This is a genomic window from Micromonospora carbonacea, from assembly GCF_014205165.1.
GTDB lineage: Bacteria > Actinomycetota > Actinomycetes > Mycobacteriales > Micromonosporaceae > Micromonospora > Micromonospora carbonacea.
Genome location: NZ_JACHMZ010000001.1, coordinates 5101914 through 5127905, shown reverse-complemented (window position 1 = coordinate 5127905; position 25992 = coordinate 5101914). Strand labels below are relative to the sequence as shown.

Annotated in this window: 23 protein-coding genes; 15 read left to right on the top strand and 8 right to left on the bottom strand. The window is 74.8% G+C overall.

Translation table 11 applies throughout. The features are described from left to right. The first annotated feature begins 46 nt into the window (after positions 1-46). The 6 genes from HDA31_RS21330 to HDA31_RS21305 all read left to right on the top strand — a co-directional run bounded on the left by HDA31_RS21330 (position 47) and on the right by HDA31_RS21305 (position 9808). Positions 47-1639: an amino acid permease gene (locus tag HDA31_RS21330; RefSeq protein WP_178063841.1), complete on the top strand. Its 1593-nt coding sequence runs from the start codon at positions 47-49 to the stop codon at positions 1637-1639. Positions 1640-1662: 23 nt separating this feature from the next. Further along, positions 1663-3027 (top strand): glutamine synthetase family protein, encoded by a 1365-nt coding sequence (locus HDA31_RS21325; RefSeq protein WP_178063842.1) that lies wholly within the window; start codon positions 1663-1665, stop codon positions 3025-3027. A 154-nt stretch (positions 3028-3181) separates the two neighbouring features. Then, positions 3182-4537, top strand: coding sequence for an aldehyde dehydrogenase family protein (locus HDA31_RS21320; RefSeq protein ID WP_178067162.1), 1356 nt, complete (start codon positions 3182-3184; stop codon positions 4535-4537). Position 4538: 1 nt separating this feature from the next. Further along, positions 4539-5306: a 3-oxoacyl-ACP reductase gene (locus tag HDA31_RS21315; protein ID WP_178063843.1), complete on the top strand. Its 768-nt coding sequence runs from the start codon at positions 4539-4541 to the stop codon at positions 5304-5306. Between the two features lie 92 nt (positions 5307-5398). Further along, complete coding sequence (locus HDA31_RS21310) at positions 5399-5947, top strand: pyridoxamine 5'-phosphate oxidase family protein (RefSeq protein ID WP_178063844.1); 549 nt, start codon at positions 5399-5401, stop codon at positions 5945-5947. Between the two features lie 150 nt (positions 5948-6097). After that, positions 6098-9808, top strand: coding sequence for a SpoIIE family protein phosphatase (locus HDA31_RS21305; protein ID WP_178063845.1), 3711 nt, complete (start codon positions 6098-6100; stop codon positions 9806-9808). A 57-nt stretch (positions 9809-9865) separates the two neighbouring features. Here the strand turns inward: HDA31_RS21305 and HDA31_RS21300 are convergent, their stop codons facing one another. After that, entirely contained in the window at positions 9866-10180 is a 315-nt protein-coding gene (locus HDA31_RS21300) for an STAS domain-containing protein (RefSeq protein WP_178063846.1), read from the bottom strand. 128 nt (positions 10181-10308) lie between these two features. Between HDA31_RS21300 and map the strand changes: the two genes are divergently transcribed. Next, complete coding sequence (map, locus tag HDA31_RS21295) at positions 10309-11166, top strand: type I methionyl aminopeptidase (RefSeq protein WP_074473872.1); 858 nt, start codon at positions 10309-10311, stop codon at positions 11164-11166. Further along, on the top strand, positions 11163-11876 hold the full coding sequence (locus tag HDA31_RS21290; protein WP_178063847.1) for a VIT1/CCC1 transporter family protein: 714 nt from the start codon (positions 11163-11165) through the stop codon (positions 11874-11876). Before map ends, HDA31_RS21290 begins: the two co-directional genes overlap by 4 nt. A 66-nt stretch (positions 11877-11942) precedes the next feature. Here HDA31_RS21290 and HDA31_RS21285 read toward each other — a convergent pair whose 3' ends face one another. The 7 genes from HDA31_RS21285 to HDA31_RS21255 all read right to left on the bottom strand — a co-directional run bounded on the left by HDA31_RS21285 (position 11943) and on the right by HDA31_RS21255 (position 18497). Continuing rightward, positions 11943-12653 carry a nucleotidyltransferase domain-containing protein gene (locus HDA31_RS21285; RefSeq protein ID WP_178063848.1) on the bottom strand — a complete coding sequence of 237 codons (711 nt, stop codon included), beginning with the start codon at positions 12651-12653 and terminating at the stop codon, positions 11943-11945. An 82-nt stretch (positions 12654-12735) separates the two neighbouring features. Next, positions 12736-13200 carry a nitroreductase/quinone reductase family protein gene (locus tag HDA31_RS21280; protein WP_074473874.1) on the bottom strand — a complete coding sequence of 155 codons (465 nt, stop codon included), beginning with the start codon at positions 13198-13200 and terminating at the stop codon, positions 12736-12738. Positions 13201-13261: 61 nt separating this feature from the next. Further along, positions 13262-15991 (bottom strand): FtsX-like permease family protein, encoded by a 2730-nt coding sequence (locus HDA31_RS21275; protein WP_246384487.1) that lies wholly within the window; start codon positions 15989-15991, stop codon positions 13262-13264. Further along, positions 15988-16860 carry an ABC transporter ATP-binding protein gene (locus tag HDA31_RS21270; RefSeq protein WP_178063849.1) on the bottom strand — a complete coding sequence of 291 codons (873 nt, stop codon included), beginning with the start codon at positions 16858-16860 and terminating at the stop codon, positions 15988-15990. The genes HDA31_RS21275 and HDA31_RS21270 overlap by 4 nt, the downstream gene beginning before the upstream one ends. Further along, positions 16857-17453 carry a PadR family transcriptional regulator gene (locus HDA31_RS21265; protein WP_178063850.1) on the bottom strand — a complete coding sequence of 199 codons (597 nt, stop codon included), beginning with the start codon at positions 17451-17453 and terminating at the stop codon, positions 16857-16859. Before HDA31_RS21265 ends, HDA31_RS21270 begins: the two co-directional genes overlap by 4 nt. A gap of 91 nt (positions 17454-17544) precedes the next feature. Beyond that, positions 17545-17994 carry a ferritin-like domain-containing protein gene (locus tag HDA31_RS21260; protein ID WP_178063851.1) on the bottom strand — a complete coding sequence of 150 codons (450 nt, stop codon included), beginning with the start codon at positions 17992-17994 and terminating at the stop codon, positions 17545-17547. Further along, positions 17991-18497, bottom strand: a complete 507-nt coding sequence (locus HDA31_RS21255) for a hypothetical protein (RefSeq protein WP_178063852.1) — start codon at positions 18495-18497, stop codon at positions 17991-17993. The genes HDA31_RS21260 and HDA31_RS21255 overlap by 4 nt, the downstream gene beginning before the upstream one ends. Positions 18498-18669: 172 nt before the next feature. Between HDA31_RS21255 and rimP the strand changes: the two genes are divergently transcribed. From rimP to HDA31_RS21220, 7 genes are all read left to right on the top strand, one after another. Then, a complete protein-coding gene (gene rimP, locus HDA31_RS21250) occupies positions 18670-19386 on the top strand; it encodes a ribosome maturation factor RimP (RefSeq protein ID WP_178063853.1) in 717 nt (238 codons plus the stop codon). After that, positions 19383-20426 carry a transcription termination factor NusA gene (nusA, locus tag HDA31_RS21245; protein WP_074473879.1) on the top strand — a complete coding sequence of 348 codons (1044 nt, stop codon included), beginning with the start codon at positions 19383-19385 and terminating at the stop codon, positions 20424-20426. Before rimP ends, nusA begins: the two co-directional genes overlap by 4 nt. A gap of 16 nt (positions 20427-20442) precedes the next feature. Beyond that, positions 20443-20775 carry a YlxR family protein gene (locus HDA31_RS21240; RefSeq protein ID WP_074473880.1) on the top strand — a complete coding sequence of 111 codons (333 nt, stop codon included), beginning with the start codon at positions 20443-20445 and terminating at the stop codon, positions 20773-20775. 93 nt (positions 20776-20868) lie between these two features. Then, on the top strand, positions 20869-23889 hold the full coding sequence (infB, locus tag HDA31_RS21235) for a translation initiation factor IF-2 (protein WP_178063854.1): 3021 nt from the start codon (positions 20869-20871) through the stop codon (positions 23887-23889). Positions 23890-23979: 90 nt separating this feature from the next. Continuing rightward, complete coding sequence (locus tag HDA31_RS21230; RefSeq protein ID WP_074473882.1) at positions 23980-24273, top strand: DUF503 domain-containing protein; 294 nt, start codon at positions 23980-23982, stop codon at positions 24271-24273. 137 nt (positions 24274-24410) lie between these two features. Next, a complete protein-coding gene (gene rbfA / locus HDA31_RS21225) occupies positions 24411-24908 on the top strand; it encodes a 30S ribosome-binding factor RbfA (RefSeq protein ID WP_178063855.1) in 498 nt (165 codons plus the stop codon). After that, positions 24905-25945: a DHH family phosphoesterase gene (locus HDA31_RS21220; RefSeq protein WP_178063856.1), complete on the top strand. Its 1041-nt coding sequence runs from the start codon at positions 24905-24907 to the stop codon at positions 25943-25945. Before rbfA ends, HDA31_RS21220 begins: the two co-directional genes overlap by 4 nt. Positions 25946-25992: the final 47 nt, after the last annotated feature.

Here is a 25992-nt window from a genome sequence, read left to right as displayed (position 1 = left end):
GACTCGGGCGCACGCGTTTCCGGCAATCCTCGCCAGGAGGTGTGCAGTGGCCACGACGCCCGCACCGACCGCCGATCAGCCGATGGACGACGACGCCCGCCGGCTCGCCGAACTCGGTTACCAGCAGGAGTTGCGCCGCAAGTGGAGCGGCTTCTCCAACTTCGCGATCTCGTTCTCGATCATCTCGATCCTGGCCGGCTGCTTCACCACGTTCGGCCAGGCGTGGAACAACGGCGGGCCGGTCGCCATCTCCTGGGGCTGGCCGCTGATCTCGCTGTTCATCCTGGTCATCGGATTCTGCCTGGCCGAGCTGGTGTCGGCGTATCCGACGGCGGGCGGCATCTACTGGTGGGCGGCGAAGATGGGCCGGCCGGTGCACGGCTGGTTCACGGGCTGGCTCAATCTGATCGGCCTGGTGGCGGTCACCGCGTCGGTCGACTACGGCTGCGCCACGTTCCTCAATCTCACCCTGTCGGCGCTGTTCGACGGCTGGGCGGGGACGCTGCGGCAGGCGTTCGTGCTGTTCGTGATCATTCTGGCGCTGCACGGGCTGATCAACATCTTCGGGCACCGGATCATCGACGTACTCCAGAACGTCTCGGTGTGGTGGCACGTGGCCGGCGCGGCGGCGGTCGTCGCCATCCTGGTGTTCGTCCCGGACCGGCACCAGAGCTTCCAGTTCGTCTTCACCGAGCGGTTCAACAACTCCGGCTTCGGCGACGGCGGCACCGGCGGGTTGACCTTCTGGTTCTACGTGCTGCCGCTGGGCTTCCTGCTCACCCAGTACACGATCACCGGCTTCGACGCCTGCGCGCACGTGTCGGAGGAGACCCGGGGCGCGTCGAAGGCCGCCGCGCAGGGGCTGTGGCGGTCGATCTTCTATTCGGCGGTGGGCGGCTGGATCCTGCTGCTCGCGTTCCTGTTCGCCGCCACCGACGTGGACGCGATCAACGCGGCCGGCGGGTTCTCCGGGGCGATCTTCGAAACGGCGCTCACCCCGTTCTTCTTCAAGACCGTCATCATCGTCTCCACCATCGGGCAGTTCTTCTGCGGCATGAGCTGCGTGACGTCGATGTCGCGGATGGCGTACGCGTTCAGCCGGGACCGGGCGGTGCCGGGCTGGCGGCTCTGGTCGAAGGTGGACCGCAACGGCACCCCGGTCAACGCGATCGTCGGCGCGACCGTGGCCGGGCTGGTGCTCACCCTGCCGGCGCTCTACGAGAGCCCGTCCGGCATCCCGGTCGCCTTCTACGCGGTGGTCTCGGTCGCGGTGATCGGGCTCTACCTCTCCTTCGTCATTCCGATCGTGCTGCGGCTGCGGATGGGCGACCGGTTCACCCCCGGCCCGTGGACGCTGGGCCGCCGCTACAGGCTGCTCGGCTGGGTCGCGGTGGTCGAGATCGTGATCATCTCGGTGTACTTCGTGCTGCCGATCGTGCCCGCCGGGGTGCCCGGTCACGCCGACTTCAGCTGGTCGGCGGTCAACTACGCGCCGCTCGCCGTGGGCGGGGTGCTGCTGGTGGTGGCCGTCTGGTGGTACGCCTCGGCGCGCACGTGGTTCACCGGCCCCCGCCGCACGGTCGAGGGGTTTGCCGACGCGCCCGGGGCGGGCATTGACGGTGATCCGGTCAGGCAGTAGACCTTGGTGATGGAGGCCCGCGCATGAGCAGAGCACCGCTGTCCCTCGAAGAGTTACGGGCGGCGGTCGCCGCCGGCAAGCTCGACACCGTGGTGCTGGCCCTGGTCGACATGCAGGGCCGGTTGCAGGGCAAGCGGTTCCACGCGCCGTTCTTCCTCGACCAGGTCGTGGAGAACGGCAGCGAGGGGTGCAACTACCTGCTCGCCGTCGACGTCGACATGAACACCGTCGACGGCTACGCGATGTCGAGCTGGGAGCGCGGGTACGGCGACTTCGCCATGGTGCCCGACCTGGAGACGCTGCGCCGGGTGCCATGGCAACCGGGGACGGCGATGCTCCTGGCCGACCTGGCGTGGTTGGACGGGTCCGGCCCGGTGGCCGCCTCGCCCCGGCAGATCCTGCGCCGCCAGCTCGACCGGCTCGCCGCGCACGGCCTGACCGCGTACGCGGGCACGGAGCTGGAGTTCGTCCTCTACCGCGACTCGTACGAGGACGCGTGGCGGCGCGGCTACCGCGAGCTGACCCCGGCAAACCAATACAACGTGGACTATTCGCTGCTCGGCACGTCCCGGGTGGAGCCGCTGCTGCGGCGCATCCGCACCGAGATGGCCGGCGCGGGCCTGACCCCGGAGAGCGCGAAGGGCGAGTGCAACCTCGGCCAGCACGAGATCGCCTTCCGCTACGACGAGGCGGTGGCCTGCGCCGACCACCACGTGATCTACAAGAACGGGGCGAAGGAGATCGCCGCCCAGGAGGGCATGTCGATCACCTTCATGGCCAAGCCGAACGCGCGGGAGGGCAACTCCTGCCACATCCACTTCTCGCTGCGCGATGCCGACGGGCGCTCGGCGATGCTCGGCGACGGGCCGGCGCACCTGAGCGTCACCGGGCAGCGGGTGCTGGCCGGGCTGCTCGACACGATGCGGGAGTTCGGCCTGCTGTTCGCCCCGAACGTCAACTCCTACAAGCGTTACCAGCCGGGCTCGTTCGCCCCGACGGCGCTGCGCTGGGGCACCGACAACCGCACCTGCGCGCTGCGGCTGGTCGGCCATGGCCAGGGCATGCGGGTGGAGAACCGGGTGCCGGGGGCGGACGTCAACCCGTACCTGGCGATCGCCGCCCTGGTGGCGGGGGCGGTGCACGGCATCGAGCGGGAGCTGGAGCTGGGCGAGGAGTGCACCGGCAACGCGTACGACGATCCGGCCGCCGAGCGGGTCCCCGGCACCCTGCGCGACGCCCTCGGCCTGTGGGAGTCGTCGACGATCGCCCGCGCGGTCTTCGGCGACGAGGTGCACGCCCACTACGCCAACATGGCACGCATCGAGCTGCGCGCCTTCGACGCCGCGGTGACGGACTGGGAACTCCAACGCGGCTTCGAGCGCCTCTGAACCCACCCCCCATCCGCCCCCGCCCGTCCCACCCACCCCTTTTCTCTCCCGCGATCTTGCAGTTGGGGCCCCTGCTATGGGAGCTTGGCGGCATTTGTGGGGGCCGAAACTGCAAGATCGCGGGAGCTGGAGAGGGAGGGGCAGGGTGGGGGACGTGACGCGGGTGGTCAATCCCGCCAGCGGAACGGTGGTGGGGGAGGTCGTCGCTGCGGGGGAGGGCGAGGTCGATGCCGCCATTGGGCGGGCCGCCGCCGCGTTTCCGCGGTGGCGCGACGTCGCGCCGGGGGAGCGGGCGCGCCTGCTGCGGCGGTTCGCCGCCCTGGTCGACGCGCACCTGGAGGAGCTGGCGCTGCTGGAGGTGCGCAACTCGGGGCACACCATCGGCAACGCCCGCTGGGAGGCCGGCAACGTCCGCGACGTGCTCGACTACTACGCGGGCGCGCCGGAGCGGCTGACCGGGCGGCAGATCCCCGTGCCCGGCGGGCTGGACGTCACCTTCCACGAGCCGCTGGGCGTGGTCGGGGTGATCGTGCCGTGGAACTTCCCGATGCCCATCGCCGCCTGGGGGTTCGCCCCGGCGCTCGCCGCCGGCAACACGGTGGTGCTCAAGCCGGCCGAGCTGACCCCGCTGACCGCGCTGCGCCTGGCCGAGCTGGGCCGCGACGCCGGCCTGCCCGAGGACGTGTTCACCGTGCTGCCGGGCCGCGGCGACGTGGTCGGCGAGCGGTTCGTCACCCATCCGGCCGTCCGCAAGGTGTGCTTCACCGGGTCCACCGAGGTCGGCACCCGGATCATGGCCGGCTGCGCCGCGCAGGTGAAGCGGGTGACCCTGGAGCTGGGCGGCAAGAGCGCGAACGTCGTCTTCGCCGACGCCGACCTGGAGCGGGCGGCGGCCACCGCGCCGTACGCCGTCTTCGACAACGCCGGCCAGGACTGCTGCGCCCGGTCGCGGATCCTGGTGCAGCGCCCGGCGTACGACCGGTTCCTGGAGCTGCTGGAGCCGGCCGTGCGGGCGCTGCGGGTGGAGGACCCGGCGCGGGAGACGGCCGAGATGGGCCCGCTGATCTCCGCCGCCCAGCGGGACCGGGTCGCCGGGTACGTCGACGGGGCGCGGGTGGCGTTCACCGGCTCCCGCCCCGACGGCCCCGGCTTCTGGCACGCCCCGACGGTGCTGCTCGCCGACTCCCCGGCCGACCGGCACTGGCGGGAGGAGATCTTCGGCCCGGTCGTGTCGGTGCTCCCCTTCGACGACGAGGCGGACGCGGTCCGGCTGGCCAACGACACCGAGTACGGCCTGTCCGGCTCGGTCTGGACCCGGGACGTGGGCCGGGCGTTGCGGATGGCGCGGGCGGTCGAGGCGGGCAACCTCAGCGTCAACTCGCACTCCTCGGTGCGGTACTGGACCCCGTTCGGCGGGATGAAGCGCTCCGGGCTGGGCCGCGAGCTGGGCCCGGACGCGCTGCACGCCTTCACCGACGTCAAGAACGTGTTCATCAGCACGGAGGAGTGAGATGCAGGGACGGCTTGAGGACCGGGTCGCGGTGGTGACCGGGGCGGGCAGCGGGATCGGGCTGGCCACCGCGCGGCGGTTCGCCGCCGAGGGGGCGCGGGTGGTCTGCGTCGACGTCGACGCGGCGGCGGGCGAGCGGGCCGCGCAGGAGGTGGGCGGCGAGTTCGTCGCCTGCGACGTGGCCGACGAGGCGGCCGTGCGGGACCTGTTCGACGGCGTGGCGCAGCGGCACGGGCGGGTGGACGTGGCGTTCAACAACGCCGGCATCTCCCCGCCCGACGACGACTCGATCCTGGAGACGGGGCTCGACGCCTGGGAGCGGGTGCTGCGGGTCAACACGACGAGCGTCTACCTGTGCTGCAAGTACGCGATCCCGCACATGCGCCGGCAGGGCAAGGGCTCGATCATCAACACGGCGTCGTTCGTGGCGCTGATGGGGGCGGCCACCTCGCAGATCGCGTACACGGCGAGCAAGGGCGGGGTGCTGGCGATGACCCGGGAGCTGGGCGTGCAGTTCGCCCGGGAGGGCATCCGGGTCAACGCGCTGTGCCCCGGGCCGATCGCCACCCCGCTGCTGATGGAGCTGTTCGCCGCCGACCCGGAGCGGGCCGCCCGCCGCCTCGTGCACGTGCCGATGGGCCGGTTCGGCCAGCCGGAGGAGATCGCCGCGGCGGTGGCGTTCCTGGCCAGCGACGACTCGTCGTTCATGACGGCCGCGCAGTTCGTGGTCGACGGCGGGATCACCGGCGCGTACGTCACCCCGCTGTGAGGCGCGGCGGGGCCGGCCCGCACCCCGGCCCCGCCTTCCCGCCATGCGGAAGGGCTGTCCCACTTTTCGGTAAGCGGTGCCAGGATGGCGACATGAAGGTTCACGAGGCCATCGACGGGCGGCTGCGCGAGTTCATCGAGGAGCAGCCCGTCTTCTTCGTCGCCACCGCGCCCTCCGGGGCCGACGGGCACGTCAACGTCTCGCCGAAGGGCATGCGCGGCACCTTCGTCATCCTCGGCCCGCACCGGGTGGCGTGGATCGACTTCCACGGCAGCGGCGCGGAGACGATCGCCCACCTGCGGCAGAACGGCCGCATCACGCTCATGTTCTGCGCCTTCGTCGGGCCGCCGAACATCGTCCGGCTGCACGGCCGGGGCACGGCGGTGACGGTGGAGGACGCCGGCTTCGCCGAGCGGCTCGCCGACTTCCCCGACCCGCCGGACCTGCACTCCGCCCGCGCGGTGATCACCGTCGACGTCGAGCGGGTCAGCGACTCCTGCGGGTACGCCGTCCCCCTGATGCGGTACGAGGGCGACCGGGACCTGTTGATCCGCGCGCACTCCCGCCGCACCGCCGAGGACCTGGTGACCTACCGGGCCACGAAGAACGCCGCGAGCATCGACGGCCTGTCGGTCTTCTGACCCCCGGCGGAGTCCCGCGCGGATGAGACGCGGGTAACCAGCGCATCACGGCGGGGATGCGTTACGTTGCTGGTCCGTCTGGGTACATGGCGGGGCACGGCGGCGGCGATCATGCGGTCGCCGGGGGCAACGGCCGGCGCGGGAGGATGCATGAGCTCGGCCCAGGGGGGCGAGGACGGGCTGCATCCGTCCGGCGGGACCGTCGAGGAGGCGTTCCCGCCGCTGCTCACGGCCGCCTGTGCCGCCGGCGGCGAGATGGGGGAACGCCTGCTCCGCTTCGACTGGGCGGCCAGCCCGCTCGGTGCCCCGTCCGGCTGGCCACCGGCGCTGTGCCACGCGGTCGCCATGATGCTCTCCTCCCGGGCGCAGATCGTCATGTTCTGGGGCCCGGAGCACCGCGCCTTCTACAACGACGCCTACCTGCCGACCATCGGCGACAAGCACCCCCACGCCGTCGGCCAGCCCGCCCACGAGCACTGGCGGGAGACCTGGGACGTCCTCGGGCCCCTGCTGGACTCGGTGCACAAGACCGGCGAGCCCTACCGGGGCGAGAACCACCCCTTCGTGCTGCACCGGCACGGCTTCCTGGAGGACGTCTACTTCGACATCTCGTACGACCCGATCCGCGCCGCCGACGGCGGCATCGACGGCGTCCTCTGCCTCGTCAACGAGACCACCGGGCGGGTGCTCGGCGAGCGCCGGCTGCGCGCCCTGGCCGAGCTGGGCTCCGAGCTGGCCGAGGCGGAGGACGTCGCGGCCCTGGGCCGGGCCGCCGCCGGGGTGCTCGACCAGCACCGGGCGGACGTGCCGTTCGCCCTGATCTACCTCCGCGACGACGCGGGGCGGCTCACCCTCGCCGGGCGCAGCGGCACCGGGCCGCCCGCCCCCGGCGGGCGCGGCGGCGGCGACGCCACCGAGGCGGCCACGGCGGTCGTGAGCCGGGTCGCCGACGGCGGGTCCGCCACCACCATCGACGCGGCCGACCTGCTGCCGCACCTCGACGCCGGCACGGCCGCGCGGGCGCTGGTGCTGCCGGTCACCGCGACCCACGAGCCGGTGGGCGCGCTCGTCGTGGGCGTCTCCGCCCGGCTGCCGCTCACCGACGAGTACCGCACCTTCTTCGACCTGATCGCCGCCCAGCTCTCCCGCGCCGTGGGCCGGCAGCGGGCGTACGAGCAGGAGCGGGCCCGGGCGGCCGAGCTGGCCGCGCTGGACCGCGCCAAGACGAGCTTCTTCGCCAACGTCAGCCACGAGTTCCGCACCCCGCTGACCCTCGTGCTGGGCCCGCTGGAGGAGCTGCTCGCCGACCCGACGTTGCCCGACCCCCACCTCGACCGGCTCACCATGATGCACCGCAACGCGCTGCGCCTGCTCAAGCTGGTCAACACCGTGCTCGACTTCTCCCGCCTGGAGTCCGGCCGGCTCGCCGCCCACTACCAGCCCACCGACCTGGCCGACTACACCGCCCGGCTGGCCAGCACCTTCCGCTCGGCCACCGAACGCGCCGGCCTGCGCCTGGTCGTCGACTGCCCGCCGCTGCCCGCGCCGGTCCACGTCGACCGGGACATGTGGGAGAAGGTCGTGCTCAACCTCGTCGCCAATGCGGTCAAGTTCACCTTCGACGGCGAGGTCCGGGTCCGCGTCCGGGCGGTGGACGGCGCGGCCCGGCTGGAGGTCGCCGACACCGGTGTCGGCATCGCGCCCGAGGAGCTGCCGCACGTCTTCGAGCGGTTCCACCGGGTCCCCGGCGTCCGCTCCCGCACCCACGAGGGCACCGGGATCGGGCTGGCGCTGGTCCGGGAGCTGGTGGAGATGCACGGCGGCCGGGCCGAGGCGCGCAGCGTCGTCGACGGGGGCAGCACGTTCGTCGTGACCGTGCCGTTCGGCACCGCCCACCTGCCGGCCGACCGGGTCGCGGCCGACGCGCCGGCCGAGCCGGCGGAACTGGGGCAGGCCCGCCTCTTCGCGGCCGAGACCGCGCTGTGGACCGGCACGCCCGGCCAACCCGCGGCCGGGGGGACGGGCGCGGCGACCGGCTCGACCGGCGGTGAGCGGGCCGCGGCGGGCCGCATCCTGGTCGCCGACGACAACGCCGACCTGCGCGAACACGTCAGCCGGTTGCTGGGCGCGTCGTGGGAGGTGGTGGCCGTGCCGGACGGCGTCGAGGCGCTGCGCCTGGCCGTGGAGACGCCCTTCGACCTGGTGCTCACCGACGTGATGATGCCCCGGCTCGACGGCTTCGGCCTGGTGACCGCGCTGCGCGCCGACCCGCGCACCCGGCACGTGCCGATCGTGCTGCTGTCGGCCCGGGCCGGCTCGGCGGAGGCCGTCGCCGGCCTCGCCGTCGGCGCGGACGACTACCTGACCAAACCGTTCTCCGGCGAGGAGCTGATCGCCCGGGTCCGGGCGAACGTCGAGCTGGGGCAGCTCCGGGGGCAGATCATCCGGCGGCTGCGCGCCCTGGCCGACGCCGCCGTCGCCGTGAACACCGCCCGCACCACCGCCGAGGTGCTCCAGGTGGCCGCCCGGCACGCGCTCGGCCTCGCCGAGGCGGTCCGGGTGGTGGCCACCGCCACCGGGGCCCGCTACGAGGCAGACGGCGGCGGGACCGCCGCCGTCGAACCGTCCGCCGTGCTGCCGTTGACCGGCAGCGCCGGGGAGACGCTGGGCGAGCTGCGGGTCTGGGGGCACGCCGAGGACGCCGCCGACCCCGGCCACGCCGCGCTGACCCAGCTCGCCCGGCTGGTCGGCGTGCGGCTGGAGAACGCCCAGCTCTACGAGGCCGAGCACCGCATCGCCACCACCCTCCAGCACAGCCTGCTGCCCCGGTCGCTGCCCCGGCTGCCCGGCGCGGTGGTGGCCAGCCGCTACCTGCCCGGCAGCGCCGACGCCGAGGTCGGCGGCGACTGGTACGACGTGATCCGGCTCGACGACGACGAACTGGTCCTGGTCATCGGCGACGTCGTCGGCAAGGGCGTGCGGGCCGCCGCCTCGATGGGCCAGCTCCGCAACGCGCTGCGGGCGTACGTGCTGGAGGGCTACGACCCCGGCGAGTCGCTGACCCGGCTCAACCGGCTGGTCGGCTCGGCGGAGCAGCCGTCCTTCGCGACCGTGGTCTGCCTGCGCTTCGCGCCCCGCACCGGCCGGCTCCGCTATGCCAGCGCCGGGCACCCGTCCCCCCTGCTGATCCGAGGAGACGACGTGGCGTTCCTGCACGACCGCGCGCTCGGGCCGCCGGTCGGCGCGATCCCCGGCGCGTCGTACCGGACCGTGGACGACGCGCTGGCCCCGGGGGCCCGGCTGCTGCTCTACACCGACGGGCTGATCGAGGACCGGCAGCTCGGCCTCGACGCGGCCCTGGAGCAGCTCCGCGCCGACGCCGCCGGCGGCGAGCACGTCGCCGACCTGGTCGACGCGGTCGTGGCGCGGGTCGCCGGGCGCCCCCGCCGCGACGACGTGGCGGTGCTCGCGCTGGAGGCGACCGAACCGCACCGGTTCGCGCTGCGGCTGCCCGCCGACCCCACCCGGCTGAGCGTGCTGCGCCGGCGGCTGGAGGACTTCCTCACCGCCCACCGGGTCGGCGAGAACGACCTGTTCGACCTCACCGTCGCGGTCTCCGAGGCCGCGGCGAACGCCATCGAGCACCCGGTCTCCCCGGCCGAGCCGACCATCGGCGTGGAGGTGACCATCGCCGACGGCACGGTGGTGGCGACGATCCGGGACAGCGGGCAGTGGCGGGAGTCGACCGGCGCGGGCTTCCGCGGGCGCGGGCTGGCGTTGATCAGGGCCCTCGGCGACCTGACGGTCAGCCGTACCGCCGAGGGCACGCAGGTGACGCTGAGCCGGCGGCTGCGGGACTGAGCGCGGGTGCCTCGGGCCGGGCCGCCGGGCGGTGGCCGGGGCCCCACCGGGCCGGGCTCAGGCGGGGGCGACCCACCCCTGACCGGCCAGGCCGGAGATCTCCAGCACCCGGCGGACCTGCCGCGACGGCAGCACGGTGAGCGCGCCCGGGAAGCGCTGGGCGAGCCGGACCACGGCGTGGATCGCCGCCGAGTCGAAGAACGTGACCCCCCGCAGGTCGAGGGTCACCCGACCGGCCGGCTCACGCAGCGCAGCCTGGAGCATCGTGTCGGCGGTGGCCATGTCCACCTCGCCGGCGACCACCACGCGGATGTGGTCGCCGTCGGTCTCCGTGCGGGCGGAGAAGACGGGAGCGGCACCCCCTTGATCCACGCAGAACACGATGGCACAGCGGAAGGGGGTCGGCAACAACCGGTCGGCCGAGGCCGCGCCCCGGTGTCGCCGGCGTCGCCGGGCACCGGCCGCCCCGCCCGACGCCGGCCCGGCGATAGGCTTGCCCCATGACCGTCCGTGCGCCGCTGACCCCCGGCACGCTCACCCCGACGCGACCGGTGCCGCCCCACATCGTCCGCCCGGAGTACGTGGGCAAGAAGCAGCCCCGCCAGTGGACCGGATCGCACGTGCAGACCCCGGAGACCATCGAGCGGATGCGGGTCGCCGGCCGGCTCGCCGCCCAGGCCACGCAGCTCGCCGGCGAGCACTGCAAGCCGGGGGTGACCACCGACGAGATCGACCGGGTGGTGCACGAGTTCCTCTGCGACCACGGTGCCTACCCGTCGACGCTGGGCTACAAGGGCTTCCCGAAGTCCTGCTGCACCAGCCTCAACGAGGTGATCTGCCACGGCATCCCCGACTCCACCGTGCTGCTCGACGGCGACATCGTCAACGTCGACGTCACCGCGTACATCGGCGGGGTGCACGGCGACACCGACGCCACCTTCTGCGTCGGCGAGGTCGCCGAGGAGGCCCGGCTGCTGGTCGAGCGGACCCACGAGGCGATGCTGCGGGGGATCAGGGCGGTCGCCCCCGGCCGGCAGATCAACGTGATCGGCCGGGTCATCGAGTCGTACGCCAGGCGGTTCGGCTACGGGGTGGTCCGCGACTTCACCGGCCACGGCATCGGGGAGGCCTTCCACAGCGGCCTGTACGTGCCGCACTACGACAGCCCCCGGCCCACCGACGTGATGGAGCCGGGCATGACGTTCACCATCGAGCCGATGATCACCCTCGGCACCCACCAGTACGACATGTGGGACGACGGCTGGACGGTCGTCACGAAGGACCGGAAGTGGACCGCCCAGTTCGAGCACACGATCCTCGTCACCGAGGACGGCCACGAGATCCTGACCCTGCCGTGAGCGACACCCCGGCGGCGCTGCGCGAGGCGCACCACGCGGACGTGTCCGGCGGCTGGCTGCGGCCGGCCGTGTTCGGCGCGATGGACGGCCTGGTCACCAACATCGCCCTGATCGCGGGCGTCGGCGGTGGCGGGGTGTCGCCGCGCAGCATCGTGCTCACCGGCGTCGCCGGCCTGGTCGCCGGCGCGATCTCGATGGGCCTCGGCGAGTACACGAGCGTCCGCTCGGCCAACGAGCAGGTCGCCGCCGAGGTCGCCAAGGAGCGCCGCGAGCTGGAGCGGCACCCGGACGCGGAGGCCCGCGAGCTGGCCGACGCGTGGGTGGCCCGGGGCCTGTCCCGCGACCTCGCCACGCAGGTCGCCGAGGCGGTGCGGGCCAACCCGGAGGAGGCGCTGCGGGTGCACGTCCGGGAGGAGCTGGGCGTCGACCCGGACGACCAGCCGAGCCCGTGGGCGGCGGCGATCTCGTCGTTCCTGTTCTTCTCGGTCGGGGCGCTGGTCCCGCTGCTGACCTACCTGCTCGGGGCCACCAGCCTGTGGCTCGCGCTGGCCGTCGGCGGGGTCGGGCTCTTCACGGCCGGGGCGATCGTGGCCCGGTTCACCAACCGCGCCTGGTGGAGCAGCGGCCTGCGGCAGCTCCTCCTCGGCGCGGCGGCGGCCGCCGCGACCTACCTGATCGGCGCCCTCATCGGCATCCAGGGCGGCCTGTAAGGAGGGGCCCCCTGTTAACGCCTGCGGTCGAGAAGGGTTCCCTTCTCACACTTTGAAGGGGGCCGGTCAGCCGGCGAGGAGGTCGTCGACGGTGCCGTCCACGGGGCGGCCCCGGGCGGCCAGCTCCTCGGCCTGCCGGGCCAGCACCGCGCCGACCTCGGTCATGTCCGCCCCGGCCAGGCCGGTGCGGCGCACCGCGTCGCCCGGGTCCCGGAAGTAGGTGCGGCTGAGCAGCCCGTTGACCGTGGCCGCCGCGAGCCGGGCCTCGCCGAGCATCAGCAGCGCCTGGTCCGTCTCGTACCACTGCGCGAGCCGGGCGGCCCGGGCGTGCGCGGCGTAGCCGCGGTACCACGCCTGCCGGGCGGCGCCGGTGAACTCCGCCGGCCGGGCGCGGGCCAGCGTGGCCAGGTGCTCGTCGCGCAGGGTCGGCAACCAGCCGGTCGGGTCGTGCAGCGCCCGGGTGGTGACGTACCGGTCGGCGACCAGTGGCCACCGCGCCGTGATCGACCGGGCCCGCGCCAGGTGGTCGTCGGCGGCCGTGACGGTCAGGTCGACCAGCACCCCGTCGACGCGGCGGGTCGCCGGCCGCGGCCCCGTGCCGGGCCGGTAGGTGGCGATCAGCAGCCCGACCTCGCCGTCCCCGCCGCCGTCGTCGTCGCCGTGGGCCAGCGGGCCGTGCACCGCGACGGCCAGGACGTCGGCCGCGAAGCGTCGCCGGGCCGCCGCGGCGACCCGCTCCGCCACCGACCACCGGGGGTCGTCCTGGTAAGGCTCCACGCGGCCCCACCCTAGTCACCCGGCGGCGGGACCGCCCGGTGCGCCGCGCCCGGCCGGCGTCACCGCCCGGCGTCGGTCCGGGTCAGCGGGGCACCAGCCGGAAGACGCGGATCTCCCGCCCGCCGGCCCGCTCGACGTACGTCTCGTAGGCCGGCCACTCGGTCGTCAGCAGCTCCCAGAGCCGGTCGCGTTCCGCGCCGGTGGCCACCTCGGCGCGCACCGCCAGCCGCCGCCCCCGCACGTCGACCTCGGCGGCCGGGTCGGCGAGCAGGTTCAGCGCCCAGGCGGGCTGGTGCTGCTGCCCCCAGTTGGAGCCGACCACCACGAAGGCGTCGCCGTCCGGCACGTACAGCAGGGGGTTGCTGCGTGGCAGGCCCGAGCGACGCCCGGTGGTGGTGATGACCAGCGAGGGGACCAGGCCCAGCGCGACCACCCGTCCCTTGGTGAGCCGGCCGACCGCCCGGTCGACGGGGACGAGCAGCCGGATCGTGACGCCGAACCAGCGGTGGTGGCCGAGGCGGCGGGTCAGGGTACCGATAGCGGACACCCCGTCAGTGTGGCACCTGAGGCCGGCAGCCGGTCGAGCCGGCAGTCAGTCGAGCCGGCAGTTAGTCGAGCCGGCGTTCGACGGCCAGCCGGGACCGGGTGAACAGGGCCGCGCCGACCATCGCCACCAGCGGCACCACCACCAGCACGCCCAGGTTGAGCCACGGGACCACGATCGGGTACGGCTCCGGCACCGGCCACGCCGTGTCGAACCGGCGGTTGAGGGCGACCAGGATGATCACCGCCGTGCCCAGCCCGACCACGATGCCCAGCGCCGAGCCGAGCACGGCGATCACCCCGGCCTGGCACAGCGAGAGCACCCGCCGCATCCGGGGGCTGGCGCCCACGGCGCCGAGGGTGGACAGGTCCGCCCGCCCCTCGGCCGCGGCGAGGCCGGTGGCGACGGCCGCCGCGCCCACCGTGATCAGGCCGGATCCGACGGCCAGCACCAGCAGCAGGGAACGGTCGTCGCTGCCCCACGTCCCCCGCTCGACGATCACGTCGAGCTGGCCGAGCCGGCGCAGCTCCACGTCGAGGCGGTCCTGCTGGGCGGGGGTCGGTGCGGCGGCGGTGTCCACCGCGTAGCCGATCTGGCGGGTGTCGAGCCCGAGCCGGGCGGCGGCGGCGCGGGACACGGTGAGCTGGTCGGTTCCGACGCCGCCGCGCAGCGCGTACCCGGGGACGGTGGCGGTCGCGGTCACCACGGGCTCCGGCTCCGCACCCACCCGGATCGCCGTGAGGGTGAGCCGGCCTGCGAGGAGGTACCGCTCGTCGGTGACGACCGCGCCGCCGGCCGCCAGCACCCGCCGGGCGGCGGCCAGCTCCTCGGGGCCGGCCCCGGTCAGCGCCGCCAGCGCGTCGCCGTCGTCGACCGAGACGGACACGGCGTAGCCCGTGGGGTAGCCCTCCTCCACCCAACCGCCGCACCGCGGGTCGCTGCGGGCCTGGGCCCGCACGGCCGCGTCGCGCAACTGCCCCACCTGGTACGGGCAGGCCCGTCCGGCCGGCAGCTCCACCCGGACGTCGCACCAGTTGTCCGAGTCGAACCGGGCGGGACAGGCCGGGACGTCGACCTGGGCCACCGTGCTGCCCGGCAGCGCCGCAGCGACCACCTCGGCGACCCGGGACACCGGCGGCGGCGTCGTCTGGTCGCCGGGGCCGACGACCATGGCGTGCCCGTACGGCATGGACGGCACGTAGCTGGCGTGGGTGCGGGCGCTGTCGCTGGCCACGTAGACGCCGAGGGCGACGCTGCCGGCGACCGCGGCCATCACCGCCGAGATCGCGGGCGCCGCCGAGGAACGGTTGCGGCTGGCGTCGCGCAGCGCGATCCGGGGCGCGAGCGGCAACCACCGGCCGGCCCGGGCGAGCAGCCCGACCAGCGTCGGGGTGACGAAGACCAGCCCGAGCTCGCCCAGGACCAGGCCGGCGAAGAGCACCGCCGTGGCGTCCCAGGTGGCCCCGAGGGCGGCCACCGCCACGCCGACGGCGGCCAGCAGCACGCCGATCAGCGGCCAGCGCCGCCGGTGCTCCGGCGGGGTGCGCCGCCCGGCCAGCCCGGCCACCACGTCCTGCCGGGCGGCGGCCCAGGCCGGCGCCAGGGCCGCGAGCACCCCCGCCAGCACCGCGACCGCGGCGATCGCCGCCAGCGCGGCCGGGAAGACGCGGTACGCCCCGAAGCGCGCCCCGAAGACGTACTCCTCGATGAGCGGCCGGGCCGCGAACGCGCCGGCGATGCCCAGCGCCAGCCCGGCGACGGCCCCCGCGCCGCCCAGCACCACCCCGTCGGCCAGCACGATGCGGCGCAGGTGCGCGGCGTCGCCACCGGCCACCGCGACCAGGGCGAGGTCGCGGCGGCGACGCCGCACGCCGACGGCGAACGCCGGACCCACGAGCAGCACCACCTCGAGCAGGCCGAGGCCGGCCACCAGCAGCGTGGTGCTGGTGTCCTCGACGCTGAGCGCGACCCCCGTGCTGCCGGCCTCCGCCGTGGGGTGCGGCGCCGGGGTGCGGGCGGCCACCACGATCCCGCGCGCGTTGAGCCGCTCCGTCAGCCCGGGATCGGCGTCGGCCGGCAGGTCGACGAGCCAGCTCGACTCGTTGCGCGGGTCGCCCGGTCGATCCGTGGGCGGCAGCGCCACGGTCGGCCGCAGGTTGTCGGGGAACTCCACCACCCCGACCACGGTCCGCTCGGCCGACCCGTCGGCCGGGACGATCCGGTCGCCGAGCTCCGCGCCCAACCGGCGCAGCGCCGCGCGGTTGAGCCCGACCTCGTCGGCCGCCGTCGGGGGACGGCCGGCGAGCACCTGGCCCTGCCCCCGCAGCAGCGGGTCGGTCAGGTCCAGCAGCCGCCCGTCGACCGACTCGCGCCTGCCCCCGGCGCGGGCCTCGAACGGCACCCACCAGCGGACCTCGGCGACGCTGCTGCCGGCCGGCAGCAGGGCGGTCAGCTCGTCGGCGGCGACCGGGCGGCTCCGGCTCGGCACGCCGTCGCGCTGGTAGGTGGTGTCGCCCCAGGCGTCCTGCGCCACCGGGCCCTCGGCGACCCAGCGCAGCTCCGCGTCGGCGACGCCGAGCCGCCGGTCGATCCGCTCGGCCCGGCTCAACTCCGCCATGTCGTAGCTGACGGCGGAGAGGGTCAGCCCCAGCACCGGCAGGGTGATCATCGCAAGGACCAGCGCGGTCCGGCCGCGGGCCCGGCGCGCCTCCCGCCGGGCGATGCGCAGGGCGGCCCGCCACGAGCGCAGCGCCGCCAGCAGCCGCCGGTCGCGGCCGGGTCGCCCGCCGGTCACCGGCCGCTGCCGGCCAGCAGTTGCTCGACACCGCCCAGCGGGGCCGTCGAGTCCACCATGACCCCGTCGCGCAGGAACACGACGCGGTCGGCCCAGCCGGCGTGCCGGGCCTCGTGGGTGACCAGGACGGCGGCGGCACCCGCGTCGACCCGGCGGCGCAGCAGGCGCAGCACCGCCTCGCCGGTCTGCGAGTCCAGCGCGCCGGTCGGCTCGTCGGCCAGCACGAGCCGCCGCTCGCCGACCAGAGCGCGGGCGATGGCCACCCGCTGCTGCTGGCCGCCGGAGAGCTGGTCGGGGAAGCGGTCGCCGAGCTCGGCGAGGCCCACCTCGGCGAGCGCGGCCCGGGCCGCCCGCCGGCCCTGGCGCACGCCGACGCCGTCGAGTTCGAGGGGGAGCGCGACGTTCTCGGCGGCGGTGAGGCTGCCCAGCAGGTTCAGGTTCTGGAAGATGTAGCCGATCCGCCGGCGGCGCAGCCGGGCCAGCGCACGCGGGTCCAGCGCGCCGAGCGCCTGCCCCTCGACGCGGACCTCGCCCGCGGTCGGGCCGTCCAGGCCGCCGGCGAGGGCGAGCAGGGTGGACTTGCCGGAGCCGGAGGGGCCCATCACCGCGACCAGCTCGCCGGGGGCGACGGTGAGGCTCACCCCGCGCAGGGCGTGCACGGCGGCGTCGCCGTTGCCGTGGGTGCGGTGCACGTCGCGGACGTCGAGCACGGCCGTCGTCGCCCGCGCACGGGGGTCGTCTCCGGGGCGGGCCGCCGCGTCGGGTCCGACCCGGCCGCCGGAACCGCCAGGGCCCGCCGGGTCGCCCGGGCCGTGGCGCGGGTCGGGCGGGTCGGGGCGGGTCGTCGGCGCGCCGCCCGTCCCGCTCATCGCCGCGCCTCCTCGCCGTCCCGGTCCGCCTCCACCTCCGCCGGCCGCCCCGGGCCCGCCCGCCCGCCGGACCCGGCCGGCCGGTGCCGGACCAGGCTCGTCTCGCAGTGGTCCAGCCAGCGGATCTCCGCCTCGGCCTGGAACACCATCGCGTCGAGCACCAGCCGCCAGGGCAGGTCCTCGGGCCGGTCGCTGGCGTACTTCAACCGGGTGAACTCCTGCAACGCCCGCATGGTCGCGGTGCGCTGGGTCTGCACCACCGCCCGCACGTCGACCCCGGGGGTGGTCAGCGCCAGGGCCAGCTTGATCGCCAGCTCGTCGCGGGGGCGGTCGGTGCGGCTGATCGGGGTCGCGAACCACAGCGCCAGGTCCGCCCGTCCGGCGTCGGTGATCTCGTACGGGCGCTGCCCCGCCTCGCTCTCCGGCAGCGGCCGGACCAGCCCGTCCCGTTCCAGCCGGGAGAGGGTGGTGTAGACCTGCCCGATGTTCAGCGGCCAGGTCGAGCCGGTCGACTCCTCGAACGCGGCCCGGAGCTGGTAGCCGTACATCTGGCCGCGTTCGAGGAGCGCGAGCAGGCCGTGACGGATGGACATGGCTCCGAAGTATGCATACCTGGTATGCCATCCGCAATCGCGGGTCCCGCCGGTGCGACCAGCGCAAACGCTGCGGCCCCGGTCAGCGCGGTCAGGTGGGGCGGCCGGGGAAGGCCACGGTGACGGGAGTCACCCCGGCGGTGCGCCGCCATCTGGTGGCCCGCACCGCGCAGTCGGTCAGCGCCGCGAGGGCCCGGTTGCGGTCCTCGCCCGTGGTGTGCGGCAGCGCCACGCGCCAGAAGGCCGCGGTGCGTTCCTCCACCTCCACCGCCAGCCGCAGGGCGCCCGCGGCGTCGGTGACGGGGAACGGCAGCGTGTAGCCGGCCTTGTCGGCGGGGACGGTGCCGCCGGCCGCGCTGAGCTGGAGCACCAGCGCGTCCCGCCGGGACCGGTGCGCCGCCTCGGCGCGGCGGGCGGCCGTGCGGGCGGCGTCGGCGAGGCGCACCCCGATCACCCCGTACGCGAAGACCGCGGCGTACTCGGCGGTGAGCGCGCCGCCCAGGGCCTCGGCCGGGCCGGACGGTGCCTGGCGGTGTCTCACTTCAGCGCCTCCACGTGGGTCGCCCGCGCGGCGGCGATCGAGCCGACCAGGGCCGCCCGGTCGGCCGGGGCCGCCTCGCACAGCTTCGCGGCCGCCTCGCGGCCGTCCTGCTCGGCCTTGCGCAACGCGGCCAGCACCGCCGCCCGGTCGCCGTCGGTGGTGGCCTCCGGCGACGGCCCCGGCGAGGCCGGCGGGCGGCCCGTCAGCTTCGCCAGCTCGGCGGCGTGCGCCTCGTGGGCGTCGGCGATCGGGGTGAGCAGCGGGGCCAGGCCCGGGTCGGCGGCCAGCGCGGCGCGGTGCCGGGCGGCCAGCTCGCGGGCCTGCGTGGCGAGGGGTTCGAGCGGGTCGGGGGCCTGGTCCTGCTGGTCGCCCCGGTCGAGGAGGTCGCAGCCGGTCAGCGGCGCGACGGCCCCGCCGAGCGCCAGGAGCGCGCCCGCGCGCAGGAGGTTTCGCCGGGAATGCCCGAGTGCTCGGTCGTGCGGTGTCGTTCTGCCCCTTGCCACCGGACAAGTCAACACCATCGCGGCGGACACGTGGGCCAGGGGAGTCGGTGCGCCGCCCGGCCCGCCGCGCCGTAGGCGCGTTACGCTCTGCGCAGCCACCGGCGCGTCTGCCCCGGTGGCGTGCCGGCATGGCGTCCGACCGGGCGTCGTCGTTCACGAAGGGGTGCGCCAGATGACGCAGCGGGGCCGTACCACCAGGTCGACGGGGCCGACGGGGAGACCCCGGCGCGCCGACGGCCCTCGTGGCGGTGACCGCGTCGGCGGCCCCCGGGTGGACCTCGCGGCGCGGCGGGCCCGGTTGCGGGCGGTGATCGAGCCGGTGGTCAACGGGGCTGGCTACGACCTGGAGGACGTCTCCGTCTCCCGCGCCGGCCGCCGGCACGTGGTGCGGGTGATCGTCGACGCCGACGGCGGGATCAGCCTGGACGCCGTCGCCGACGTCTCCCGGGCCGTCTCCGCCGCGCTCGACGCCGCCGAGGAGTCCGGCGGCGACATCCTCGCGGGCGAATACCAGCTGGAGGTCAGCTCCCCCGGGGTGGACCGCCCGCTCACCCTGCCCCGGCACTGGCGGCGCAACGTCGGCCGGCTGGTGAAGGTGACGGTCCGGGCCGCGCTGCCCGGGCAGCGCGCCGAGCAGCCCGCCGGCGACCGCCAGGTCACCGGCCGGGTGGTCGAGGCCGACGACGAGCGCGTGGTGCTGGAGACCGACTCCGGCCGCGCCGAGTTCGGCCACGCCGAGCTCGGCCCCGGCCGGGTGCAGGTGGAGTTCCACCGCCTCGACGAGGTGGCCGACGACGAGCTCGACGAGATCGCCGACGACGGGTCCGGCGACAGCTCAGACACTGACGACATCGACGACGAAGATGATGTGGAGGACGAGGAGAGGTGAACATCGACCTCGCGGCGCTGCGCGCACTCGAGCGCGAGCGGGAGATCCCGTTCGACACGATCCTCGCGGCGATCGAGACCGCGCTGCTGACCGCCTACCGGCACACCGACGGGGCCGAGCCGCACGCCCGGGTCGAGATCGACCGCAAGACCGGCGCGGCCCTGGTCTACGCCCAGGAGCTGGACGACGACGGCACGGTGGTGCGGGAGCGGGACGACACCCCGCACGACTTCGGCCGGATCGCGGCCATGACCGCCAAGCAGGTGATCCTCCAGCGGCTGCGGGAGGCCACCGACGAGGTGCACTTCGGCGAGTACGTCGGCCGCGACGGCGACCTGGTCACCGGCGTGGTGCAGGCGCACGAGGCGCGCAGCGAGAAGGGCATCGTCAGCGTCGACCTGGGCAAGCTGGAGGGCGTGCTGCCGCAGTCGGAGCAGGTCCCCGGCGAGCGGTACGCCCACGGCGAGCGGATCCGCTGCGTCGTGGTGCACGTCGCCAAGGGCATGCGCGGTCCCCAGATCACCCTGTCCCGGTCCCACCCGGCGCTGGTGAAGAAGCTGTTCGCCCTGGAGGTGCCGGAGATCGCCGACGGCACCGTGGAGATCGGGGCCATCGCCCGGGAGGCCGGCCACCGCACGAAGATCGCGGTGCGGTCCACCACGCCGGGCGTCAACGCCAAGGGCGCCTGCATCGGGCCGATGGGGCAGCGGGTCCGCGCCGTGATGAGCGAGCTGCACGGCGAAAAGATCGACATCATCGACTGGTCGGACGACCCGGCCACCTTCGTCGGCAACGCGCTCTCGCCGGCCAAGGCGCTGCGGGTCGAGGTGGTCGACCTGGCCACCCGGACCGCCCGGGTGACCGTGCCGGACTTCCAGCTCTCCCTCGCGATCGGCCGGGAGGGGCAGAATGCCCGCCTTGCTGCCCGATTGACCGGTTGGCGGATCGACATCCGCTCGGACGCGGAGCAGGCGACGACCGCCGCGCGGGGCGGGACCGATCACGTCCGGGAGCCGGGCGGCGCGATCTCGGGGAGCTAGGGGTAGACTTCTTCCAGTGGTACGACGCGCGCTGCCGGAGCGCACCTGTGTGGGCTGCCGGCGACGTGCGCCGGCCAGCGAATTGCTGCGGATCGTCGCGGTCGGCGACGGAGCTGGTCACAGCCTCCGGCCCGATCCGGCCCGCAGGCTGCCGGGTCGGGGAGCGAACATGCACCCGGATCCGGCCTGCTTCGCGCTGGCAGTGCGCCGCCGTGCCTTCGGGCGCGCGTTGCGCGTCACCGGGGTCGTCGACCACGGTGTGCTGGCCGAGCACGTCGATGCGCCAACCACTACGTCCGGTCATCCCGACCGGGCGAGGGTCGCTAGCAAGGTAGGACGACCGACATGAGCACACGATGAAGTCCCTGAAATGACCAGGCTTCAAGTGCAGGAGTGAGGTCGCTGCGGGTGCTGCCCGCACGACCTCGGAGTGAGGAGTGCAGTGGCAGGTAAGGCCCGCGTACACGAGCTTGCCAAGGAGCTCGGGGTCGAAAGTAAGACAGTTCTCGCCAAGCTGAAGGAAATGGGCGAGTTCGTGAAGTCCGCGTCCAGCACCGTCGAGGCGCCCGTCGCCCGTCGGCTGCGCAACGCCTTCGTCGCCTCCGCCGGCTCGCCGGCACCGTCCGCCCCTCCGGCGGCCACCCAGAGCCCGACGTCGACCCCGACTCCGACGCCGTCCCCGACCCCGGGTGCCCCCCGGGTCACGGCGAAGCCGATGCCGCCCCGGCGGCCCGGCCCGCCGACCCCCGGACCGAAGCCCAAGGGCCCGGTCCCCGGCCCGCCGCAGCCGGCGACCCCGGTCGCCAAGCCGGCGAGTGCCCACGACATCGAGGTGGCCGCCGCCGAGGCGCGTGCCGCCGCGCTGAAGGCCGAGCAGGAGGCCGCGGTCAAGGCCGCCCAGGCCGCCCGCCAGCAGCAGCGTGAGAACGTCCGCCGGGAGCCTCCGGCGGAGGGCGGTCCCCGTCCCGGCCCGCGTCCCGGTCCGGGCGCGATGCCGCCCCGCCCGGGTTCCCCGGCCGCCGGTCGCCCCGGTGGCCCGGGTCAGGGCCAGGGCCCCGGCGCCCGGCCGGGCGGTCGCCCGCCGGCGCGCGGCGCCGGTAACAACCCGTTCGGCATCCAGGGCGGTCAGCAGCAGCGGCCCCCGGCCGCCGGTGCCGGCGGCCCCCGGCCCAGCCCGGCGGGCATGCCGCCGCGGCCCAGCCCGGCGTCCATGCCGCCCCGGCCCAGCCCGGCGTCCATGCCGAGCCAGCGCCCCGGCCGGCCCGGTGGCCCCGGTGGCCCCGGCGCGGGTCGTCCCGGCGGTGGCGGCGGTGCCGGTCGTCCCGGTGGCGGCGGCGGCTTCCGTGGCGGTCCCGGCGGCGGCGGCGGTGGCGGTGGCTACCGTGGCGGTCCCGGTGGCGGCGGCGGTGGCGGTGGCTACCGTGGCGGTCCCGGTGGCGGTGGCGGCGCTCCCGGTGCCGGTGGCGGTTTCCGGCCGGGTGGCCCGGCCGGCGGTGGTGGCCGTCCGGGTGGTGGCGGTCGCGGCCGTGGCGGCGGCGCCGCGGGTGCCTTCGGGCGTCCGGGCGGCAAGCCGACGCGGGGTCGCAAGTCCAAGAAGCAGCGCAGACAGGAGTTCGACAACCTGTCGGCCCCGACCATGAGCTCGGGTGCCCCCCGGGGTCAGGGTCAGGTCGTCCGGCTCTCCCGTGGCGCGTCGCTGTCGGACTTCGCCGACAAGATCAACGCCAACCCGGGTTCGCTGGTCCAGGAGATGTTCAACCTGGGCGAGATGGTCACCGCGACCCAGTCCTGCTCCGACGAGACCCTGCTGCTGCTGGGTGAGCACCTCGGCTTCGACGTGCAGATCGTCAGCCCGGAGGACGAGGACCGCGAGCTGCTCGCGCAGTTCAACATCGACCTCGACGCCGAGGTCGCGGAGGACCGCCTGGTCAGCCGTGCGCCGGTCGTGACCGTCATGGGTCACGTCGACCACGGTAAGACCAAGCTGCTCGACGCGATCCGCAAGGCGAACGTGGTCGCGGGCGAGGCCGGCGGCATCACCCAGCACATCGGTGCCTACCAGGTCCACGTCCCGCACGAGGGCGAGGACCGGGCGGTCACCTTCATCGACACCCCGGGTCACGAGGCGTTCACCGCCATGCGTGCCCGTGGCGCCCAGGTCACGGACATCGTGGTCCTGGTGGTGGCGGCCGACGACGGCGTGATGCCGCAGACCATCGAGGCGCTCAACCACGCCAAGGCGGCGGACGTGCCGATCGTGGTGGCGGTCAACAAGGTCGACAAGCCGGAGGCCAACCCCGACAAGGTCCGCCAGCAGCTGACCGAGTACGGGCTGGTCGCCGAGGAGTACGGCGGCGACACCATGTTCGTCAACGTGGCCGCGAAGCCGGGCATCGGCATCGACGACCTGCTCGAGGCCGTCCTGCTCACCGCCGACGCGTCGTTGGAGCTGACCGCTCCGATCGACGGGCCGGCGCAGGGTGTGGCCATCGAGGCGCACCTGGACAAGGGCCGGGGCGCGGTGGCGACGGTGCTGGTGCAGAAGGGCACCCTGCGGGCGGGCGACTCGATCGTCGCCGGTGGGGCGCACGGCCGGGTCCGGGCGATGCTCGACGAGAACGGCAACCAGGTCGCCGAGGCGGGTCCCGCCCGTCCGGTGCTGGTGCTCGGTCTCACCGCGGTCCCCGGGGCGGGCGACACCTTCCTCGCGGCGGCCGACGACCGCACGGTGCGGCAGATCGCCGAGCAGCGGCAGGCACGGCGGCGGGCGGCGTCCTTCGCCAACTCCCGCGGCCGGGCCACCCTCGAGACGCTCATGGAGCAGCTCAAGGAGGGCGAGAAGACCTCGCTCAACCTGGTGCTCAAGGGCGACGTCTCCGGTTCCGTGGAGGCGCTCGAGGACGCGCTGTTCAACCTCGACATCCCCGAGGAGGTCCAGCTCCGGATCATCCACCGGGGCGTGGGCGCGATCACCGAGAGCGACGTCATGCTCGCGAGCGCCTCGTCCGAGGCGGTCACGATCATCGGCTTCAACGTGCGGGCCGCCAACAAGGTCCGCGAGATGGCCGACCGCGAGGGCGTGGAGATCCGGTACTACACCGTCATCTACCAGGCCATCGAGGAGATCGACGCCGCGCTCAAGGGGCTGCTCAAGCCGGAGTACGAGGAGGTCGAGCTGGGCAGCGCGGAGATCCGCGACGTGTTCCGCTCGTCCAAGGTCGGCAACATCTCCGGCTGTATCGTCCGGTCGGGCATCATCCGCCGCAACGCCAAGGCGCGGCTGCTGCGGGACGGGTCGGTCGTGGCGGACAACCTCACGATCAGCTCCCTCAAGCGGTTCAAGGACGACGCGACGGAGGTCCGCGAGGGCTTCGAGTGTGGTCTGACGCTGGGCGGTTACAACAACGTCCAGGTCGGCGACGTCATCGAGACCTTCGAGATGCGGGAGAAGCCGCGCGCCTGACGCGTCCGACGCACTGATCGAGGGGTTTACGCCCGCAACGGCGTAAACCCCTTGATCATGCGGGGGTAACCGCGGGTATCGTCCGGGGCGATGTTCACCGGAACCGTGGTCTTCGACCTGCTGCTGCCGGGCGACTCCCGGTCGCTCAAAGCCAAGAGATCCTACGTACGGCCGATCGTGGCGGCGCTGCGCCGCTTCGAGGTGTCGGCCGCCGAGGTGGGGGCGCTCGACCTGCACGGTCGGGCGGAGATTGCCGTGGCCGTGGTGGCCGCGGAGGGCGCGCACGTGCGCGAGGTGCTCGACTCCTGCGAGCGCCTGGTGGCGGGCCGCCCGGAGGTCGAGCTGCTGTCGGCCCGTCGACGCCTCTACGGCGACGACGACTGACAGTGCGGGCGGTGCCGCCCGGGACCGGCGGCCGGCCCGATCGCGAAGGTAGTGTTCGAACTGTTGGCCGGTCGGCTCCGGCGGCGTCCCGCGCCGCCGGAGCCGACCGGGAGTCCGACGCCGTGGAGGTGGGCGAGATGACGGATCCGGCCAAGGTACGCCGGCACGCGGAGCGCATTCGCGAACTGGTCGCGTCGGTGGTGCGGAGTCAGATCAAGGACCCGCGCCTCGGCATGATCACCATCACCGACGCCCGGATCACCGCCGATCTGCGCGACGCCACGGTGTTCTACACCGTCCTCGGTGACTCGGCTGCCCAGGCCAGCACGGCGGCGGCGCTGGAGAGCGCCAAGGGGATGCTGCGCAGCACGGTCGGCAAGGCCCTCGGGCTGCGCCACTCGCCGAGCCTGACCTTCGTCCTCGACGACGTGCAGGACCAGGTCAAGCAGATCGACGACCTGCTCGCGGCGGCCCGCCACGCCGACGCCGAGGTGCAGCGCCTCGCCGCCCAGGCCAAGTACGCGGGCGACGCCCAGCCGTACCGGCTCGACGAGGACTCCGACGACGACGAGGCCGACGACGTCGCGGGCTCCGCCGCCGACTCCGACGCACCACGCGGCGCGGACCGGCCGTGACCGACCCGGCGGCCGGCGCGGCCGGCACCGGGCCCGACGAGGCCGACTGGGCGGCGGCCGTGGCGGCCGTACGCGACCTGCCGGCCGACGCGCAGGTCCAGCTCATCTGCCACGTCAACCCCGACGGCGACGCGCTCGGCAGCATGCTCGGCTTCGGGCTGGGGCTGCGCCAGCTCGGCGTTCGCCAGCTCCGGGCGACCTTCCCCGGCCCGCCGGAGGTGCCGGAGCCGTTCCGCGCGCTGCCCGGCCTCGACCTGCTGGTCGCCGAGCAGGACGCGTACCCGGCGCCGGACCTGGTCGTCTGCTTCGACGCGGCGAGCGAGTCGCGGCTCGGCGGCCTGGTCGACCGGCTCGCCACGGCCGGCACGGCGCTGGTGCTCGACCACCACGCGTCGAACACCATGTTCGGCGGGATCAACCTCGTCGACCCCCGGGCCGCGGCCACCTCCGTGGTGGCCGAGGAGCTGCTGGCCCGCCTCGGGGTGCGGCTGGACGCGGGGATCGCCGAGGGCCTCTACGTCGCCCTGACCACCGACACCGGGTCGTTCCGGTTCGAGGCGACCACCCCGGCGGTGCACGAGCTGGCGGCGCGGCTGCTGGCCACCGGCATCCGCCCCGGCGACATCTCCCGCCGGGTCTTCGACACCCGGCCCTTCGGGGCGGTGCGGCTCTTCGGCGAGGTGATGTGCCGGGCCCGCCTGGAGCCGGCGGCGGCCGGGGGCAACGGCCTGGTCTGGACGTACGCCACGCTCGACGACCTGGCCCGGCACGACCAGCGGCCGTACGTGCTGGAGGCCCTGATCGACTCGGTGCGGTGCACCGCCGAGGCGGACGTGAGCTGCGTGGTCAAGCAGGTCCGCCCCGACGAGTGGGCCGTCTCGATGCGCAGCAAGGGCGCGGTGGACGTGAGCCGGGTCGCGGTCGCGCTCGGCGGCGGCGGGCACAAGTTCGCGGCCGGCTTCACCGGCCGGGGCAGCGTCGACGACGTGGTGGCCAGCATCCGCGCCGAGCTGGACAAGGCGCTGATCGGGGCGTAGATCAGGGGCGACTCCGGGGGGTGTCGGCCTTCCTGCAGTGGGTGACG